General features: G+C 65.2%; 11 protein-coding genes. 7 read left to right on the top strand and 4 right to left on the bottom strand.

What is annotated here, in order from left to right; translation table 11 throughout:
* Positions 1-20: 20 nt before the first annotated feature.
* Entirely contained in the window at positions 21-488 is a 468-nt protein-coding gene (locus JMY24_RS08440; protein WP_193414909.1) for an Lrp/AsnC family transcriptional regulator, read from the top strand.
* A gap of 160 nt (positions 489-648) precedes the next feature.
* Positions 649-876: a hypothetical protein gene (locus JMY24_RS08435; RefSeq protein ID WP_128594856.1), complete on the top strand. Its 228-nt coding sequence runs from the start codon at positions 649-651 to the stop codon at positions 874-876.
* 253 nt (positions 877-1,129) lie between these two features.
* Here the strand turns inward: JMY24_RS08435 and JMY24_RS08430 are convergent, their stop codons facing one another.
* The gene (locus JMY24_RS08430) at positions 1,130-3,631 is read right to left on the bottom strand and encodes an FUSC family protein (RefSeq protein WP_201701827.1); all 2,502 of its coding nucleotides are present in this window, start codon (positions 3,629-3,631) and stop codon (positions 1,130-1,132) included.
* Between the two features lie 224 nt (positions 3,632-3,855).
* Between JMY24_RS08430 and recC the strand changes: the two genes are divergently transcribed.
* The 4 genes from recC to arfB all read left to right on the top strand — a co-directional run bounded on the left by recC (position 3,856) and on the right by arfB (position 13,862).
* Positions 3,856-7,245: an exodeoxyribonuclease V subunit gamma gene (gene recC / locus JMY24_RS08425; protein ID WP_201701826.1), complete on the top strand. Its 3,390-nt coding sequence runs from the start codon at positions 3,856-3,858 to the stop codon at positions 7,243-7,245.
* A complete protein-coding gene (gene recB / locus JMY24_RS08420; RefSeq protein WP_201701824.1) occupies positions 7,242-10,943 on the top strand; it encodes an exodeoxyribonuclease V subunit beta in 3,702 nt (1,233 codons plus the stop codon). Before recC ends, recB begins: the two co-directional genes overlap by 4 nt.
* A complete protein-coding gene (locus JMY24_RS08415) occupies positions 10,940-13,252 on the top strand; it encodes an AAA family ATPase (protein ID WP_201701822.1) in 2,313 nt (770 codons plus the stop codon). Before recB ends, JMY24_RS08415 begins: the two co-directional genes overlap by 4 nt.
* A 205-nt stretch (positions 13,253-13,457) precedes the next feature.
* Positions 13,458-13,862, top strand: a complete 405-nt coding sequence (gene arfB / locus JMY24_RS08410) for an alternative ribosome rescue aminoacyl-tRNA hydrolase ArfB (protein ID WP_128591224.1) — start codon at positions 13,458-13,460, stop codon at positions 13,860-13,862.
* Here arfB and JMY24_RS08405 read toward each other — a convergent pair.
* Positions 13,859-15,184 (bottom strand): EAL domain-containing protein, encoded by a 1,326-nt coding sequence (locus JMY24_RS08405; protein ID WP_236597348.1) that lies wholly within the window; start codon positions 15,182-15,184, stop codon positions 13,859-13,861. The two genes, arfB and JMY24_RS08405, sit on opposite strands and share 4 nt — an antisense overlap.
* A gap of 541 nt (positions 15,185-15,725) precedes the next feature.
* On the opposite strand from JMY24_RS08405, the gene JMY24_RS08400 reads away from it, so the two are divergent.
* Positions 15,726-16,016 carry a putative quinol monooxygenase gene (locus tag JMY24_RS08400; RefSeq protein ID WP_128591228.1) on the top strand — a complete coding sequence of 97 codons (291 nt, stop codon included), beginning with the start codon at positions 15,726-15,728 and terminating at the stop codon, positions 16,014-16,016.
* Between the two features lie 96 nt (positions 16,017-16,112).
* Here the strand turns inward: JMY24_RS08400 and JMY24_RS08395 are convergent, their stop codons facing one another.
* The gene (locus JMY24_RS08395) at positions 16,113-16,370 is read right to left on the bottom strand and encodes a hypothetical protein (RefSeq protein ID WP_006052974.1); all 258 of its coding nucleotides are present in this window, start codon (positions 16,368-16,370) and stop codon (positions 16,113-16,115) included.
* Positions 16,371-16,591: 221 nt separating this feature from the next.
* Positions 16,592-16,834, bottom strand: coding sequence for a hypothetical protein (locus JMY24_RS08390; RefSeq protein WP_128591230.1), 243 nt, complete (start codon positions 16,832-16,834; stop codon positions 16,592-16,594).
* Positions 16,835-16,903 lie beyond the last annotated feature (69 nt).

The raw sequence follows: 16,903 nt of genomic DNA, 5'->3' as shown, positions 1-16,903 counted from the left end.
AAAGGGGCGAGACGGTGGGAATGGATATCATCGACCGGAAGTTGCTGGAGCTGTTGCAGGAAGACGCGACCATGCCGATTGCCGAACTGGCACAGCGCGTGAATCTGTCGCAAACGCCTTGCTGGAAGCGGCTGCAGCGGCTGAAGGAGACCGGCGTGATTCGCGCGCAAGTGGCGCTGTGCGATGCACGCAAGCTTGGGGTGGGCACGACGGTATTCGTCGCGGTGCGCACTAATCAGCACACGCAGGCGTGGGCGCAAAGCTTCACGCAGGCGGTGCAGGACATTCCCGAAGTCGTCGAGGTGTACCGGATGAGCGGCGAAACAGACTACCTGCTGCGCGTGGTGGTCTCGGATATCGACGACTACGACCGCGTGTACAAGCAGTTGATCGCGGCGGTGCCGCTGTACGACGTGAGTTCGAGTTTCGCGATGGAGCAGATCAAATATTCGACGGCGTTGCCGGTGCGGCCTGCTGCAATCGTGTGAGGCGAGCCTTGGGCGAAATGCGCGTTCGCCGCGTACAGGCCGAGCCGGCTCGTTAAGCCTTTAAGCGCTGCCGGCTGCAAGGCGAGTGCAAGGTGGGTCGGCGTAGAATGCCGCCTTCTCCGCTATCTTCCGCGATTCGCCTCGCGGTCCGAGCCGTCTCATGAACAAACCGCCGCGCAAGAAAAATCCGACGTTGGGCATCGCCGTATTCATCGTGGTCGCGGTACTGCTGGTGATCGCCACGCTGTTCTACAACGCGATCAAGGAAAAGCGCGAGTTCGACAGCAACAACGCGCCGGCGGTGTCCATTTCATCGGGCGCGGCCGCAGCGACTGCAACGAGCGCGGCAGCCACCGCTGTGAAGCCCGCGAGCGGCACCGCTCAGTGAGGTTACGGCGCTCATCGTGCATGAGCGCCGGTCGAGTTATCGCGGGGCGAGACGCGCGAGAAGGACCCCTTCGGCTAGAGGAAGTCCCATCGGTCGTCCCACAACGGAACAACGATCCGGCTTCCTCGACGCGGCCGTACCCGACCCGCAAGCGGGCAGTTCGCGTCTCGTAGGAGTCGTCCGAGCCATGCGGGCGGATGTCGGACCCATTGTCGAACCTGGCCCGAACCTGGTTGAACTTCAGTCCGCCACGTCACTCATCGGGCAGGCGAATCACACTTGCATCCTTGCGAATCAACGCCGCCGCCGCCAGCATCTGCTTGCATTGATGCACGAGCAGCTTCATGTCGTGCACTGCATCCGCCGAATATTCCTTCGATTTCTCCGCTTCCACCACCATCGTGTCGAGCTCGCGCGTGAGTTGCCTGATCTGCTCGCCCTGATCGGCGGGCGGCGGACTGCCGGCCTCGGCCTCGGTGAGATTGTCACGCACGAGGCTCAACGCCCGTTGCAGCGGTTGTAGCGACACGCCGTCGGCCTGTTGCGCGGATGTGCGCAGCAGCGGCGCGGCCGCCGTAATCTGCGAAGCGAGCACATGGCTGCGCACGAGCAGGCCGTTGAGTTCGGGCACGAACTTTTGCGCCGATTTCGGTTCGAGCATCATGCGCTGGAACGCCTGTCCCAGATTCGCGAACGCCACGTGGACGTTCTTGCGCGCGAGCCGATAACGGTAGTCGCGATCGAGTGCGGTTGCGGCAGCCGCGGCCGCAGGCGATGCGCCCGCGACGGGCTTTGCCGCCGCGTTGCCGAGCGTTGAAACGCCCGAGCCGGCTGGCGCGTTCGGTCCCGCACCTGTGTTTGCGTGAGTGCTGGTGCCGGCCGGATCGCCCGTTTGCAAACTGGCTTGACCGGCGCTGTCGAATGCGCGGCCCGCAACTGCCAGCGCCGGCTTGCCGAACTCGGTGGCCGGATCGGCCATTGCCGCGGCGGGCGCCCACGCGCCGGCTTCTGTCACCGTGGCGACCGCGGCGGCGGCCGGCTTGCCGCTCCACCACCAGCTTGCTTCGAGATACTGGCGCGTGGCGCCGATCATGTTGTTGACCAGCTTGCCCATCAGGCGATATTCCCAGTACGGGAACAGGTGGCTCGCGGCAATCGCGATCGCGCAGCCCACGACCGTGTCGATCGCGCGTTCACCGATGATGCGCATGCTGCCCGGCGCGAGCAGGTGGAACATCAGCAGCACATACGACGAAGTAAACACCACGCTCGCGGTGTAGTTGAACAGCAGCAGGCTGTAGCTCATCACCATCGACGCGAACATCACCACCAGCAGAATGTGCGGCTCCTTCACGAAAATCATGAGCGCGATGCTCGCCGTGCAGCCGATCAACGTTCCCACAATCCGCTGCCCATTGCGCTGTTTGGTCAGCGAATAGCCTGGCTTCAGAATGATGACGGTGGTCATCACGATCCAGTATGCATTGGTGAGCGGCAGCAGGCGGCCGAGCCAGAAGCCGACCGCCACCGCGATCGTCACGCGCAGCGCGTGACGAAAGCTCGGCGAGGCCATGGTCAGGTTCGAGAAGATCTGGCCGAACGGCACGCGGCGGCTCGACACGAAACGGTTCAGCGCCTGGTCGAGGCGCAGTTCAGTTTCCGTCGCGCTCGGATCGCTCGACAGACTCTTGCGCATCTTGTCGATCAGACGCGTGGCGCTCCAGACGCGGCGGAACGTGGACGACACCGCCGAATACGCCTCTGGATTCTTCGCCGGCAACTCCTGCTTGCGCATCAGTTCGATTTCGAACTCGATCGCACGCAACTCCGCCTTCACGTTGACGCGCACCCTCGGCGCATGGTTTTGCAGGACAGCGAGTCCTATCTCTTCGAGATCGCTCGCGGCCTTGCGAATCAGGTCGCGGTAGAACACCAGCAGGTCGGTGCCGCCGAAGGTGTTGCGAACGAGTGGATAGTCCGTATGCGCGCCGACGAACAACTCGTGCAGATCGACCGTATTGATGAACAGATTGAACAGCATTGCACGGCGCGGTTCGAGCTTGCCGCTCTTTAACTTCGGCAGATTGCGCAGCACGATGTCGCGCGCCGCATCCTGCCGCTCCACCGCGGCAATCTGCTTGTCGACGAGATTGCGATAACACTCGTCCAGGTCGTTGCCGAGGTCGTAGAAGGCGGCACGCGCGAGCAGATAATCGGCGCAGGCGAAGACGCTTTCCGCCAACGCCTGCTGTTCGATGCGATGCATCATCCAGCGGCTCACGGCAGTCGACCAGTACGTGTACCAGAGGCCGCCCAGCAGAATCCACGACGCGTTGACGAGCGCCTGCATCGGCGTGAAATGCTCTTCCAGCGTCATGATCATCATGAACAGCGTGGCAAAGCTGATCTGCGGCCAGCGGTTGCCATACACCACGATCAAAGACAGCACGAATGTGAGCGGCACCACGGTGCACCACAGCGCCACCGGGTTCACGGTGGCAAGACCGGTGGCGAGCGCGGACAGAAAACCGATTACCGAGCACGCCAGCATTTCGTTGTGCTTGTACTTCAGTGGGCCCGGCATATCGACGACACAGGCGCCGAGCGCGCCGGTTGCAATCGTGAAGCCCAGTTCGCGGTTATGGAACACGATCAGGCACAGCATCGCCGGCAGGGACACGCCGACCGCGATGCGCAGGCCGCCATAAAAGTACTGGCTATAGAGGAATTTTTTTATCTCAACCGAATAGCGCATCGACTGCCTGATTCCATTCACTGACGAAAAGCGGTTGAAGGCACGAACCCGGGACAGCCCGAAAACTGCCGACGAGTCTAACTGATTTTGCATCTGATCTGACCTCGTCCATTCGGCCAGGTTCTGCGCGGCGAGCGGCTTTGTTATGCTGTCGCTTCAATGTCTGCCGCGGTTCGCGCGCTTGTCGCGAACACGGCAACGCCATACCGCCTTGTCCCGGATCCATGCTCCAGCTCTTCTACTCGAACCGCTATGAAACGCTTGTCGGTGCGCTGCTCGATGACCTCGCGCAAGCGCCGTCCGACGCCTGGACCGCGCAGCCAGTGATCGTCCCGAGCGCCGCTGTGCGGCGCCGGCTCGAGCTCGATATCGCCGCGCGCCAGGGCATCTGCGCGAACGTCAGCTTCGGCTACCTCGCGCAGTGGCTGTGGGCGCAAATCGGTGGCGTGATCGAGGTGCCGCGCCATTCGCCGTTCGCGCCCGACCGGCTCGTGTGGCGCTGCTATCGTCTGCTGGGCGATTCGGACGAGTCTCTGCCGTGGAACGCTTCGCCGCGTCTTCGCACCTATCTCGATGCCGCGGATCCGTCCATGCGCTACGAACTGGCGCGGCGTGTGGCGACCGTGCTCGATCACTATCTGACCTATCGTCCGGAATGGCTGCTGCAATGGCAGAAGGGCGGCTCGATTTTCGCCAACGGCGCGGCGAACGGCGGGGTGGACGATAGAGGCCCGCGCCTCGTCGGCGCGAGCGACGCGGCGCGCGAGGACGAACGCTGGCAAGCCGCGTTGTGGCGCGCTGTGCTGACCGAACTTGCCGGCAATGCGCAAACGCCCGCCGCCGCGTTGCCGCCCGCATACCGTTTTCTCGATGAGATCGGCACGCTCGACCTCGACGCCATCGCCAAAGCGAACTGGCCGGAAGCGGTGAGCGTTTTCGCGCTGCCCACCATGCCGCCGCTGCACGTCGCATTGCTGCGAGCGCTGTCGCGTTGGGTCGACGTGCGTCTCTACGTCATGAACCCGTGCCGCGAATTCTGGTTCGACGTGGTGAGCGAAGGCCGTGTTCAGGCGCTCGACGCGGCAGGCCAGCTCGACTATCAGGAAGTCGGTCATCCGCTGCTTGCGGAGTGGGGCCGTCAAACTCAGGCGCAGTTGCATATGCTGCACGAGCTAACCGAAAGCGCGGCTTCCGGCGAGACCGGCGACTTCTCTGAGAATCCGGAACCGAGCTGGCTCGCCGCCGTGCAGAACGGCATCCTCGATCTGCGCTCGGAGACCGAAGCCGACGAATTGCCGTACGAGCGCGGCATTGAAGTCCATGTATGTCACAGCCTGTCGCGGCAGCTCGAAGTGCTGCACGACCGTCTGCTCGGCTGGTTCGACGAATTCGACGATCTGCAACCGTCCGACGTGCTTGTCGCCGTATCCGATCTGGCCGCCGCCGGTCCGTTGATCGACGCGGTCTTCGGCACTACACCCGTTGGCGATACGCGCCGCATGCCATATCGGATCACCGGCTTGCCGCCTTCGCAGGCCAATCCCGTCGCGCGCCTCGTGCTCGACTGGCTGGCTTTGCCGGAGCGCAGCGTCGGCGCGCCGGACCTGATCGAATGGCTGCGGGTCGACGCGGTCGCCGTGCGTTACGGCATCGACGCGAGCTCGCTCGAAGCCGCGCAGGAATGGCTCGCGGCGGCCGGCGCGCGGCGCGGACTATCGCCTACGGAACCGAGCGGCGAACACGTGCCGGTTGCACGCCATACGTTCGCGGATGCGCTGACCCGTCTGTACCTCGGCTATGCGATGCCGGAGGGCGGCGAGCCAGTCGACGCGTGGCTGCCCGTCGAGGGCGCCGACGGTTCCGACGCGGAGTTGCTCGGCCGTCTGTCGCGTTTCGTCGACGACATAGACGGTTTCGCCGTGCGTTGCGCGACGGAACAGACCCCGGCCGAATGGACGCAATTGCTGCTCGAAACACTTGCGCAGTGTTTCGACGGCGGCGTGGAATTCGCGGAGTCGCTCGCCGCCGTGCGCGACGCGATCGACAAGATGAGCGACGCGATGCAGGCGGGCGCGCACGAGGTGGCGATGCCCGCGGCGGTCGTGCGCGTCGCGCTCACTGAAGCGCTCGACGACCCCGCGCGCGGCGGCGTGCCCTGGGGCAGTGTGACGTTTTCGTCGCTGACGAGCTTGCGCGGTTTGCCGTACCGCGTTGTCTGTCTACTCGGCATGGACGACGGCGTGTTGCCGAGCCTCGCCCGCGCCGACGAATTCGATCTGATGGCCGCGTTCGGCAAAGCCGGCGACCGGCAGCGCCGCGACGACGAGCGCAATCTCTTTCTCGATCTGCTGCTCGCCGCGCGCAGCCGGCTCTTTATCGCGTATACCGGCCGCAGCATCCGCGACAATGCGCCGTTGCCGCCGGCCGCTCTCGTCGACGAACTGCTCGACCATCTGGCGCAGGTGTCGGCGGGCGAGGGCGCGAGTCCCGCGCAAGTGGAGCAGGCGCGCCACGCGTTCATCGTCGATCACCCGCTGCAGGCATTTGCGTCGGAGTACTTCACCGCGCAGCCCGATCTGTTTACCTACGACGCCGATCGCGCGGAACTCGCCACTTTGCTCGCCGCGCCGCAACAGCGAGCCGCCGCGCCATTCTTCGTTCAACCGTTGCCCCCTGAAGATGCCGAGCCCGTCGGATTCGACGAATTCGTGCGCTTCTGGCGTCATCCGGCGCGCGCGCTGCTGCGCGACCGCCTCGGCATTGTGTTGTCGGATGCGCAAGGCGAATTGCTCGACACCGAGCCGTTCGAACTCGATTACACCGGACGCGATGCATTGGCCGGGCGTCTGTTGCCCGTGCTGCTCGATGCCGATATCGAAGACGACGATCTCATGTTCGACCGCGTACGGCGCGTTGCCGAGGCGAGTCCCGAGTTGCCCGGCGGCGCGACCGGCGCCGTATGGCGCGCGCGAGAACTGGGCGCGTTGCGCCAGCTCGCCGACAGTGTGCGCCGTGAGGTGGCATCGGGAGTCGAACGCTTGCCGTTCGTGCTCGACATCGCGCCGCACTGGCCGGATAACGCGGACATTGCAGGCGCGCTATTCGGCGCTCATGACGCGCAGCTTCGCGAGGCCGCGCTGACGCCGCTGCAACTGCACGGCACGTTGAATCTGCTGACTGAAACCGGACAAGTGATTTTTCGCTACGCCAAACCTACCGCGCGCGACTATCTTTCTGCATGGCTCGCGCATCTCGCCTATTGCGCAGCACGGCCCGACGGTCCGCGTCGCACTGTCTGGCACGGCAGCGGGGAGAGCTTCGAGCTCGCGCCCGTCGCTGCCCCGCTCGACGAACTCGCGCCGCTCGCCGCGCTGTTCAAGGCAGGGCGCAGGCTGCCACTGCGTTTTTTCCCGAAGAGCGCCTGGGCGAAGGTGAGCGAAAGCGATTCGGCGGCCCAGGGCGTATGGATCAACGACCGCGTGCGCGGCGAGTCCGACGACCCCGCATTGCGCATCGCGCTGCGAGGTACGCCGCTTACCCTCGACGAACCGTTCGGCAGTCTCGCTTCGATCGTTTTCAAGCCGTTGCTGCAGCATCTGCGGAGCGTGTCATGAGCGGCGCGCTGCATCGTCATGCGCTCCTCGCTGAAGAGCTCGATGTATTTGCGTGTTCGCTCGACGGCGTCAATCAGATAGAGGCGTCGGCGGGTACGGGCAAGACCTGGAACATCTGCGCGCTCTACGTGAGGTTGCTGCTCGAGAAAAATCTGAACGCTGACCAGATTCTCGTCGTGACCTTTACGAAGGCCGCGACCGCTGAATTGCACGAGCGCATTCGAGGGCGGCTTGCCGAGTTGCACCGCGCGATCGAGGTGGACGACGACGGCGGCGATCCGTTCATTCGCCGCCTCTTCGAAACGACGCTCGCGCCGGAGCGTGGCATTGACCGCGAAGCTGCGTTGAAGGTGGTGCGCCGGGCGCTGCGCACGTTCGATCAGGCGGCGATCCACACAATCCACGCGTTTTGCCAACGGGCGTTGCAGGAAGCGCCGTTCGCTGCCGCAATGCCGTTCGCGTTCGAGATGGAAGCCGACGACGCCGCCTTGCGCTTCGAAATGGCTGCCGATTTCTGGCGCGAGCAGGTCGAGCCTGTCGCGCATGCGCATCCGGCGTTCGCGACCTGGCTGGTGGCAAAGCGAGCCGGCCCGGCATCGCTCGACGAACAACTTGCGCGACGCCTCAAAAAGCCGTTGGCGCAACTGCGCTGGGGCATGATGGACGCCGAAGCGAGCACCGATCCGCGAGCCGGTTTCGACACTGCATGCGAACTGTGGCATGCGGAGCGCGATGCGATCATGGCGCTTCTCGAACAGGCGCAAGACCGGTTGAGCAGAACCACGCACAAGCCGGATCATGTGAGCGCCGCGATTGCCGCATGGACCGAGTACTTCGCGCAGGGCGATTGCCATGCGCCGCCGCCGCGGGCCGCGCTCAAATTGACGGCTTCCGCGTTGAAGAAAGCCACCAAGGTCAAGTTCGAGCCGCCGGAGCATGCGTTCTTCGAGCATGCAGAAGCGCTGGCGGCAGCTTTTGTTGCGGCCGAAGCGGCGCAACGCGCGCGCTGGCTCGCGTTGATGCAGACCTGGCTCGACTATGCGCCCGCCGAACTGGTTGCGCGCAAGCGCACGCGCCGCGTCGTTTCGTTCGACGATCTGCTGTCCAATCTCTACCGCGCGCTCGCAGCGCACCCGTGGCTCGCGGATGCGTTGCGAGCACGCTATCCGGCCGCGCTGATCGACGAGTTCCAGGACACCGACCCGCTGCAGTTCGCAATCTTCAGCCGTATTTTTGCGCCGGCGGGCCCGCTCTTTCTGGTCGGCGATCCGAAGCAGGCCATCTACAGTTTTCGCGCGGCGGATCTGCATACCTATCTGGCGGCGCGCGCGTCGGCTTCGGCACGCTACACGCTTGCAGTCAACCAGCGCTCGACGGCGCCGATCGTCGAAGCTTGCAATCGGGTCTTCGAGGCAAACCCGCAGGCGTTCGTGCTCGACGGGCTCGACTATCAGCCGGTGCGAGCCGGCGAGCGGCGCAGGCCGCCGTTGTCGGACCCGGACGCGGGAGCGGGCGACTTCCACGTCTGGACCTTGCCGCAAGGCGAGAGCGCATTGACCAAACGCGAGGCCCAGCGCGAAGCGAGTGAAGCGTGCGCGGCCGAGATCGTGCGGCTCTTGCGCGGCGCGCGCGAGGGCACCGTCACGGTCGGCGACGCGCCGCTCGCGCCCGGCAACATTGCAGTGCTCGTGCAGACGCACAAGCAGGGCAGTCTCATCAAACGGGTGCTGGCGGCTTGGGGCGTCGGCAGTGTGGAGCTCGCGCAGGCCTCGGTGTTTGCAACGCTAGACGCGGAGCAGATCGAGCGCGTCCTTGCAGCCGTCGATACCCCCGGCGACCTGCGCCGTTTGCGCGCCGCGCTCGCGACCGATTGGCTCGGTCTCGACGCCGCGGCGCTGTGGCGTCTCGAACAGGTTGCCGACGCACCCGCTGTCGCCGACGATCCCGCGCACGCGGCGGACGCAATGGGCTGGGTCGAGCGTTTCTCGCGCTACCGCACGCTCTGGCACGAGCGCGGCTTCGCCGTCATGTGGCGCACGCTGATGCGCGAACTGCGGGTCGCGCAACGGCTCGTCACCGCGCCGGACGGCGAGCGGCGTCTTACCAACGTCAATCACCTTGCCGAACTCGTGCAGGCGCGCGCGGCTTCGCAGCCAGGCATTGCGCCGACGTTGCGCTGGCTCGCCGCGCAGCGCACCCAGGGCGGCGGCGAGGAGGCGCAACTGCGGCTCGAGTCGGACCGCAATCTCGTGCAGATTGTTACCGTGCACAAGTCGAAGGGGCTGGAATACGCAGTCGTGTTCTGTCCGTTTCTGAACGACGGCGGCTTGCGTGAGCCGCCGTCGTCGGGCTTGCCTGACGCGCGCGAGTATCACGATGCCAGCGGCGACGCGGTGCTGCACTACGGTTGCGACGACGAGGAGGCCGAACGCGCGACCCGTCACGCAGTGCGCGAGCAGGCGGCCGAACGGGCGCGGCTCGTCTACGTTGCGCTGACGCGCGCGGTGTACCGCTGTTATCTGGTCGCGGGCACGTACCTGTCGTCGCGCTCCACGAAAGAGTCGCGACGCAGCGTGTTGAACTGGCTGGTGGCCGGCGGTGGCTATGACTTCGACGGCTGGCTCGCCGATCCGCCCGACGAGGCCGCGTTGTCCTCGCGCTGGCAAGCACTGGCGGGTGGTCCGATCGTATTGCGGGCACTGCCGAAGGTCGAGCGCCGCACGCCGCTCGAAAGCATGCAGGAAAGCGGCGCTGACAGGCGCGCGCGAAGCAATCGCCGGCCCTTGCGCGATCAGTGGCGCATGGCGAGCTTTAGCGGTCTGATTGTCGCGGGCAGCAAGGCCGAAGACGCGCAGCCGCCAGTGGAAGAAGTGCGGCCCGATCACGATGAAATCGCCGATGCGCTCGTCGCGACGCCGGTCACAGTGTCCGCGCCGGCGCTACAGGCGCCGTCCGTTGCCGCCGACGACATTCTCGCGTTTCCGCGCGGAGCAGCGGCCGGCGAGTGTCTGCATCGCATGTTCGAACTTGCGGATTTCAGCGACCCGCAAAGCTGGCCGGATGCGATCCGCACAGCGTTGCACGAGCGTCCCGCGCCGGCGTCGCCCGAGCTTGCTCCGCGCTTGCCGGCGATGATGCACAAACTTCTCGCAGACGTCGTCACCACCGAACTCGTGCCCGGCATGACGCTGGCGCGTCTCGATCCGCGGCGGCGTCTGAACGAACTCGAATTCCTGTACGCGGCTCCGTCGCTCGACTTCGCCGCGCTGCGCGAGTTGCTGGTCGCGCATGGCTATCCGGACGTCGCGCTCGAGCCGGGTGTGCTGAGAGGTTTCGTGAAAGGATTTATCGACATGATCGTCGAGCACGACGGGCGGTTCTGGATCGTCGACTGGAAGTCGAACCATCTGGGCGATACCGAGCAGGATTACGCGGCCGCGCCGGTCGAAGCGGCGATGGCGAGCCATGCGTATCACCTGCAGGCGCTGCTTTATACAGTGGCGCTGCATCGTTATTTGAAGACTCGCGTGCGCGATTATTCGTACGAGACGCATATCGGCGGCTATCTGTATCTGTTCGTGCGCGGCGTTCGTCCGCATTGGCGCGACGCCGGGGCCCAGGCCGGTGTGCACGTGAGGCGGCCTGCGTTCGAACTCGTTGCGCTGCTCGACGCGGCGATGATCGGAGGTGCCGCATGAGCACGTTCGATCAAACCGTGTCGGCGCCGCTTCAACTCGACGACCTCGGTGTCAATCTGCCCGCGCCGGCGGATTTCAGCATTGCGCTGGCGGAAGGCTTCGCCCGGCGCATCGGTGCATTGGCGCGACGCGGCGGGGCGTCGGCGGAAGCTGTCAGATGGGTGGCGCGTGCCGCATTCGCGGCGAGCCGCGCGACCGCGGAAGGACACGTGTGTGTGCCGCTGGCCGCGCTCGCGCGTCGGTTCGAGGCCCCGACCGCCGAAGTGCGGACGGCCTTGTTCGCGAGCGGCATGGCTAGCGATGGGTCGCAAGCGGCAGCCGCGCTGCGGCCTCTGGTAATCGACGTACAAGGGCGGTTGTACCTCGCGCGTTACTACGAATACGAGCGGCGTCTCGCGCGGGCGCTGGTCGCGCATGCGGGGGCGGGGACGAGTGCGGGTGCGTTTGGGAGTGGACGGGACGTTGGGGGCGCCGTTGAGCGGTCGGCTGAGAGTGCTGCGGAAAAGTTGCCCGCAGGCGTTCGCAGTCGAGCCGACGCGGAACAGGGCACGGCCGTCGATAGCAAGGCCGGCGCGAACATTGGCGCGAACATCAGCACTAACACCAGCGCGAACACCGACACCACCCAAACACTCCATCAACGGCTTCTGCGCTACTTCGGCCCCCCGAAGGACCATGAAGTCGACTGGCAGCGCGTGGCCGCCGTCATGGCATTGTCGGGGCGGCTCACCATCGTTAGCGGCGGTCCGGGTACAGGCAAGACCACAACGGTGGTCGGCGTGCTCGCCTGCTTGCTCGATGCGCGCGCCGATCTGCGGATTGCGCTTGCGGCGCCCACTGGCAAGGCGGCGCAGCGCATGCAGGAAGCCCTGCTTGCGCGTGCCGGAGATTTGCCGCCTGAACTCGCCGCGCGTTTGCCGCAAACTTCGTTCACGTTGCATCGTCTGCTCGGCTCAGGGCCGGGCGGGCGCTTCCGGCATCATCGCGATAATCCTCTGCCTTACGACGTGGTTGTGATCGACGAAGCATCCATGATCGACGTCGCGATGGCCGCGCATCTGCTCGACGCCATTGCGCCGCACACGCGGCTCGTGATGCTCGGCGATAAAGATCAGCTCGCGGCGGTAGAGGCCGGCGCCGTGTTCGCCGAGTTGAGCGCGCGGCCCGCGTTCAGCGCGCAGGGCGTGAAGCGAATCGCCGGTGCGCTCGGCATCGGCGAGGCGCGACTCACAGAGGCGCTGCCACGACTGCCCGAAGACGTCGACGAACAGCCGAAGCACTTTCGGCAAGCCGATCATTCGGCGGATTACACATCGGATCTTTTCGATGCGCCACCCGACGACCTGTTCGCCGCGCCCGACGGGGCCAGCAACTTCGACAGCAACTTCGCCAGCAACGCCGCCGACCCGCACAGCGCAGATCTGTACGACGCCGATGCATCAGCCGCCAGTGCGCGATTCGGAACGCCGGGCCACGGGTCGCAAAACCCGCTTGCGGATTGCGTCGTTTGGCTGGAGCGCAATTATCGATTCGGGCTCGAATCCCCGATTGGCCGTTTGTCGCTGGCGATCCGCAATGGCGCGGCAAGCGCGGCGCTCGACGTGCTGCTCGACGACGCCACCCAACATGCCGCCTCGCTTCACGAAGACGCGCAAGTCGCGCTGGCCGAACGCACCGTCGAGCGCCTCGCGGCCGATTTCGCGCCGTATGCCAATGCGCTTGCCGCCGCGCTCGCCGCGGGAACTCCGGACCCGTTGCCGCTATTCGACGCGTTGAACCGCTTCCGGGTATTGTGCGCGACCCGCTCGGGGCCGCGCGGCGTCGATCAGGTGAACGCGCTAATGGCCGCGCACGTGCGGCGCTCGGCTGGCGTGACGCTCGCAGTCGGTGCGCAGTGGTTCGCCGGGCGGCCGGTGATGGTCACACGCAACGACTACGCGCTGGGGCTCTTCAATGGCGACATCGGCATTGCGTTGCCGGGTGCGGGCGGTGCGCTGCGAGTGTATTTCCGGACCGGCGACGGCGGTCTGCGCGCGGTGTTGCCGGCCGCGCTGCCGCCGCACGACACGGCGTTCGCGCTGACCGTCCACAAGTCGCAAGGCTCGGAGTTCGAGCACGCGGTGTTGATGCTGCCGTCCAACTTCAGCAGGGTGTTGTCGCGCGAGCTGGTTTATACGGCGATCACGCGCGCTCGTGAGCGCGTCGAAGTGATCGGCGCGAGCGCGGTGCTAGCCCAGGCCATCGCCACGCCCACACAGCGAGACTCCGGCCTTGCTGCGAGAATCGAGGAGGCAGCGCGCGGCCGTTAGCCGATGAATTGCGATATCGCGAGCCAGCGCTTCACCGCCAACCAGGCGCGAAGCATGCGTCCCGTCCGTTCACGCTGCACGGTTCGGGCCGCGCAGGCCGATGCCGCAGATCTGCGGCCATCGGTCGGGTCGCGAGGGCCAGAGCGCGGTGCTTGCGCCGTTCACGCTATCTACATTTGTTCGATTTCTTTCTCTATCTCGCGTCATGACATCCCGCTACTGCATTCCGTCGAACGAAATCGAATTGACCGCGGTGCGTGCGCAAGGAGCGGGCGGCCAGAACGTCAACAAGGTGTCGAGCGCGATCCAGCTGCGCTTCGACGTGCGGGCTTCGTCGTTGCCCGAAGTGCTCAAGATGCGCCTGCTTGCGTTGTCCGACCGCCGGATCACGCGTGAAGGCGTGGTGGTCATCAAGGCGCAGGAGCACCGGACTCAGGAACTGAATCGCGCGGCAGCGCTCGCTCGGTTAGATGAACTCGTGGAAAGCGTGAGCGTGACGCGCAAGCCGCGCGTTGCGACGCGGCCTACGCGAGCATCGAATGTGCGGCGTCTCGAGAGCAAGCTAAGGCGCAGCGAGGTCAAATCGGGCCGCAGCCGCGTGGACGACTAACGAGGCCGTCCGCCTGCACGTAGCCCTATTGCGGGTCCGGCCGGCATCGTGGGCACGAAGTCGACGCACAGCACATGCGTCTTGCCGTCGCGATCGAAGGCGAGCGCGGCGGTGTAGCAGTCTTCGCCGTCCGCGAGCGAATAGTGCGGACCCATCATCGCGACGCGTCCGCGTGCGGCCAGCGCGTGCTTGAGATAGGCGCGCCGCGACCAGTTGCTGCAAGCGCTGATCGCGAGCGGCGCAAGCCGCTGCGGGGGCGGCGGCACGAAGGCGGCGGTGACGGATGCCTGAGTCTGCTGGCCGTGCTCGTCGGTGATGAACACGCGGCGCGCCTCGCCCAGATGCCAGACTTTGTGCGCCGCCTGTTGCAGGTCGCCCGTGATCCGGTAAGCCTCGGCTGCGGCCATTACCGCTTCGGCGAAGCCTTCGAAGCCGAGTTGCTTGTGACGCGCATGCGCGCGCTCGTAGTCCGCGAACTTGCCCCACATCGACTCGATCTGCGCCGGCACTCGCGCAATGGCCGCCTCGACGGAACCATTGGGCTGGCCGAGCCAGAAACCCTGCACGAAATCGACGTCGGCCTGCATCAGGATCATCAGTTCCTCGTCCGTTTCGACGCCTTCGGCGAGCACCAGCGTGCCGGACTGATGCAGCATCGCGATCAGGTGACCAATCATCGAGTCGTCGCCTTCGCGTTTGCCGGCGCGCGCAACGAGCGAGCGGTCGAGCTTGACGATGTCCGGCCGGAAGCGCCAGACGCGGTCGAAGTTCGAGAAGCCGGTGCCGAAGTCGTCGATCGCGATCAGGAAATCGCGAGGCTGCGAGGCGGCGAGCATGCTGGCGACGGCGGACTCGTCGTCGGCGGGCTGCTCGAGCACCTCGATCACGATACGTTCCTGCGGCAGGCCGAAGTGCGCGGAAAGCTCGTCGATAAAAGTGCGCTGCGGCCAGCCGGTTTCGAACACCTGCGGTCGCGTATTGAGAAACAGCCATCCGCTACTGATGCCTTGCTCCATGAAATTGGCGACGTGCAGGCAACGCGCGATACGGTCGAGTTCGCGCGCGTCGGCCGCCGAGCGGGTGCCCGAGAAGAGAACCTCGGGCGAAACCGGCAGGCCGACCGGATCGAATGCGCGCAGCAGTGCCTCGTAGCCGACCACGCACTGATGCGTGACCGACAGCACTGGCTGAAACACGCTATGCAGCGTGAGCGCACGCCACGTGGCGGTCCAGCCCGATTCGTCCCGGACCAGATGGGGAAGCAGGCCGCTCAGACTGACTTCGCTGACGGATGGCATAAAGACGGGCACGAGAGCGGACATGGTGGCATCGCGGCAATCGGGTGACGGGGTGCGCACGCAGACTCGGCGCACAGCGGATGCGCAACGGAATACTCAACGCGGACGCCCGCACCGCGCAGTGGGACAAACCCTGGAACGCTGAGAGCAGTGCCAGCCATGCGGGACTCCGGCGGAGTGGTCAAAATGAGTCTAGCAGCTTGCAATTTGCATGAATGTGCGGGTTGTCACAGAGGAGCAAACCAGCCGCGTCACCTGTGAGGTCACGTGGCCACCCGCCGATGACGCAGGTCGCGGCGTCGAGTTTGTCTCGCCGGCGTTCACTGCTGTGCCGCCTTGCGCCAATCCGGACCGATTGCCATCCGGCATTTGTGAGCCTGCATGAGCCGAGGGTAGCAGGGCGGCCTGTGTATGCACGCCAAACTTCAGTCCGTGATGCTATTTGCATATTGGACCGATCCGGGCAGAGCAGTTCCAGGATTGCGAGGTGTGCGCGTGGTGTGGGCGCCTGCAGCGCCGGCGAGCGGCGGGTATGCTGCTGGTTTTCGTGAAATGGAGAGAAAGGATGTCGGAAATCGCGGTGGTCGCAATTTCAGTGGCGAAACCCGGCTATGAAGAGCAGTTGCGCGAGGCTCTCGAAGGTATTGTCGGACCGACGCGCAACGAGCAGGGCGCGCTTCAGTACGACTTGCATCGCGACGTTCAGGAGCCGCGCCGGTTCGTTTTTTTCGAGCGTTGGGAAAGTCAGGAGACGCTGGCCGCGCACGCAAAGTCCGCGCACATCACGGCCTACAAGGCAGCGGTGGCGGACTGGGTGGAGCACGCGGAAATTCGCGTTGTGACGAAAATTCTGTGAGTCTTCCGGGCACCTGAAGAGCGTCCGGGCCGCGGCACTTCGTACGGCGAGTGATTGCAGGGCCGCTGCAGGCCCGAGCGACGCTCGCCGTCGACGTTAATGCGTGGCTTGCGGCACGTCGAGAATCAGGATGATGGTCCAGTCCGCTTCACCGTCGTGATGATATTGGCGCTCGGCAACGATAAACGGCTGCTGCTTGCCGTCCGGGCCGAGAAACAGCACGTCGCCTTCCATCGGCAGGCATTCGACGGGCGGCAGCGCAAGGAACGCTTCCTGACCGCCGCGCGGCATCAGTTTTTCGATTTTGCGGGATGCTGCTTCGGTCCATTCGATATCAAGCTGGATGTTGCTCATGCTGTCCTCCGCACCAGGGTGCGCACGGGTTAGGTTCCGGCAGGGCGCCGGTCGGTGCGCGACTTTAGCATACCGGGCATCGCGCGCCGGCCGGTGCATCAGACAATAAAAAAGCCGAAACCGGCGGTGCCGGCTTCGGCTTTTCACCTTCGCGGCGAGGCCGCAGGTGCTCTCACGCAGTACGCCAGAAAGCGCCGGATACCGGCGAGGCTGGCAACCGCTTACGAACTCGACGCGTCGGCCTTCGCACCTTTCTTGTTGTGATGCGGCGAACTCTTCTGATGCTTCATGGGCGCAGGGGCGCTTTCCATGGTTTGCTGGCGGTTTTGCAAATCTTGCGCGCGCTGCTCGACGTCGGCGGCCTTTGCCGGGTCGGTGCTCATCGTCACGCCGCTTTCCTGCGCGTAGGCCGCGCCGGTTACGGCACCGAGGGAAATCAGGATCGCGAGGGACACTTTCTTCATTGCTACCTCCGCAGAGTGGTTGGACCCAGGTACCTGTCTTTCGATTGGGAAAGACAGTTCATTCTAGTC

Source organism: Paraburkholderia kirstenboschensis (assembly GCF_904848585.1).
In the GTDB taxonomy this organism is placed as follows: domain Bacteria; phylum Pseudomonadota; class Gammaproteobacteria; order Burkholderiales; family Burkholderiaceae; genus Paraburkholderia; species Paraburkholderia kirstenboschensis.
Note: the sequence above shows the minus strand (reverse complement) of the source record. Positions and strands in the feature narration are given on the sequence as shown.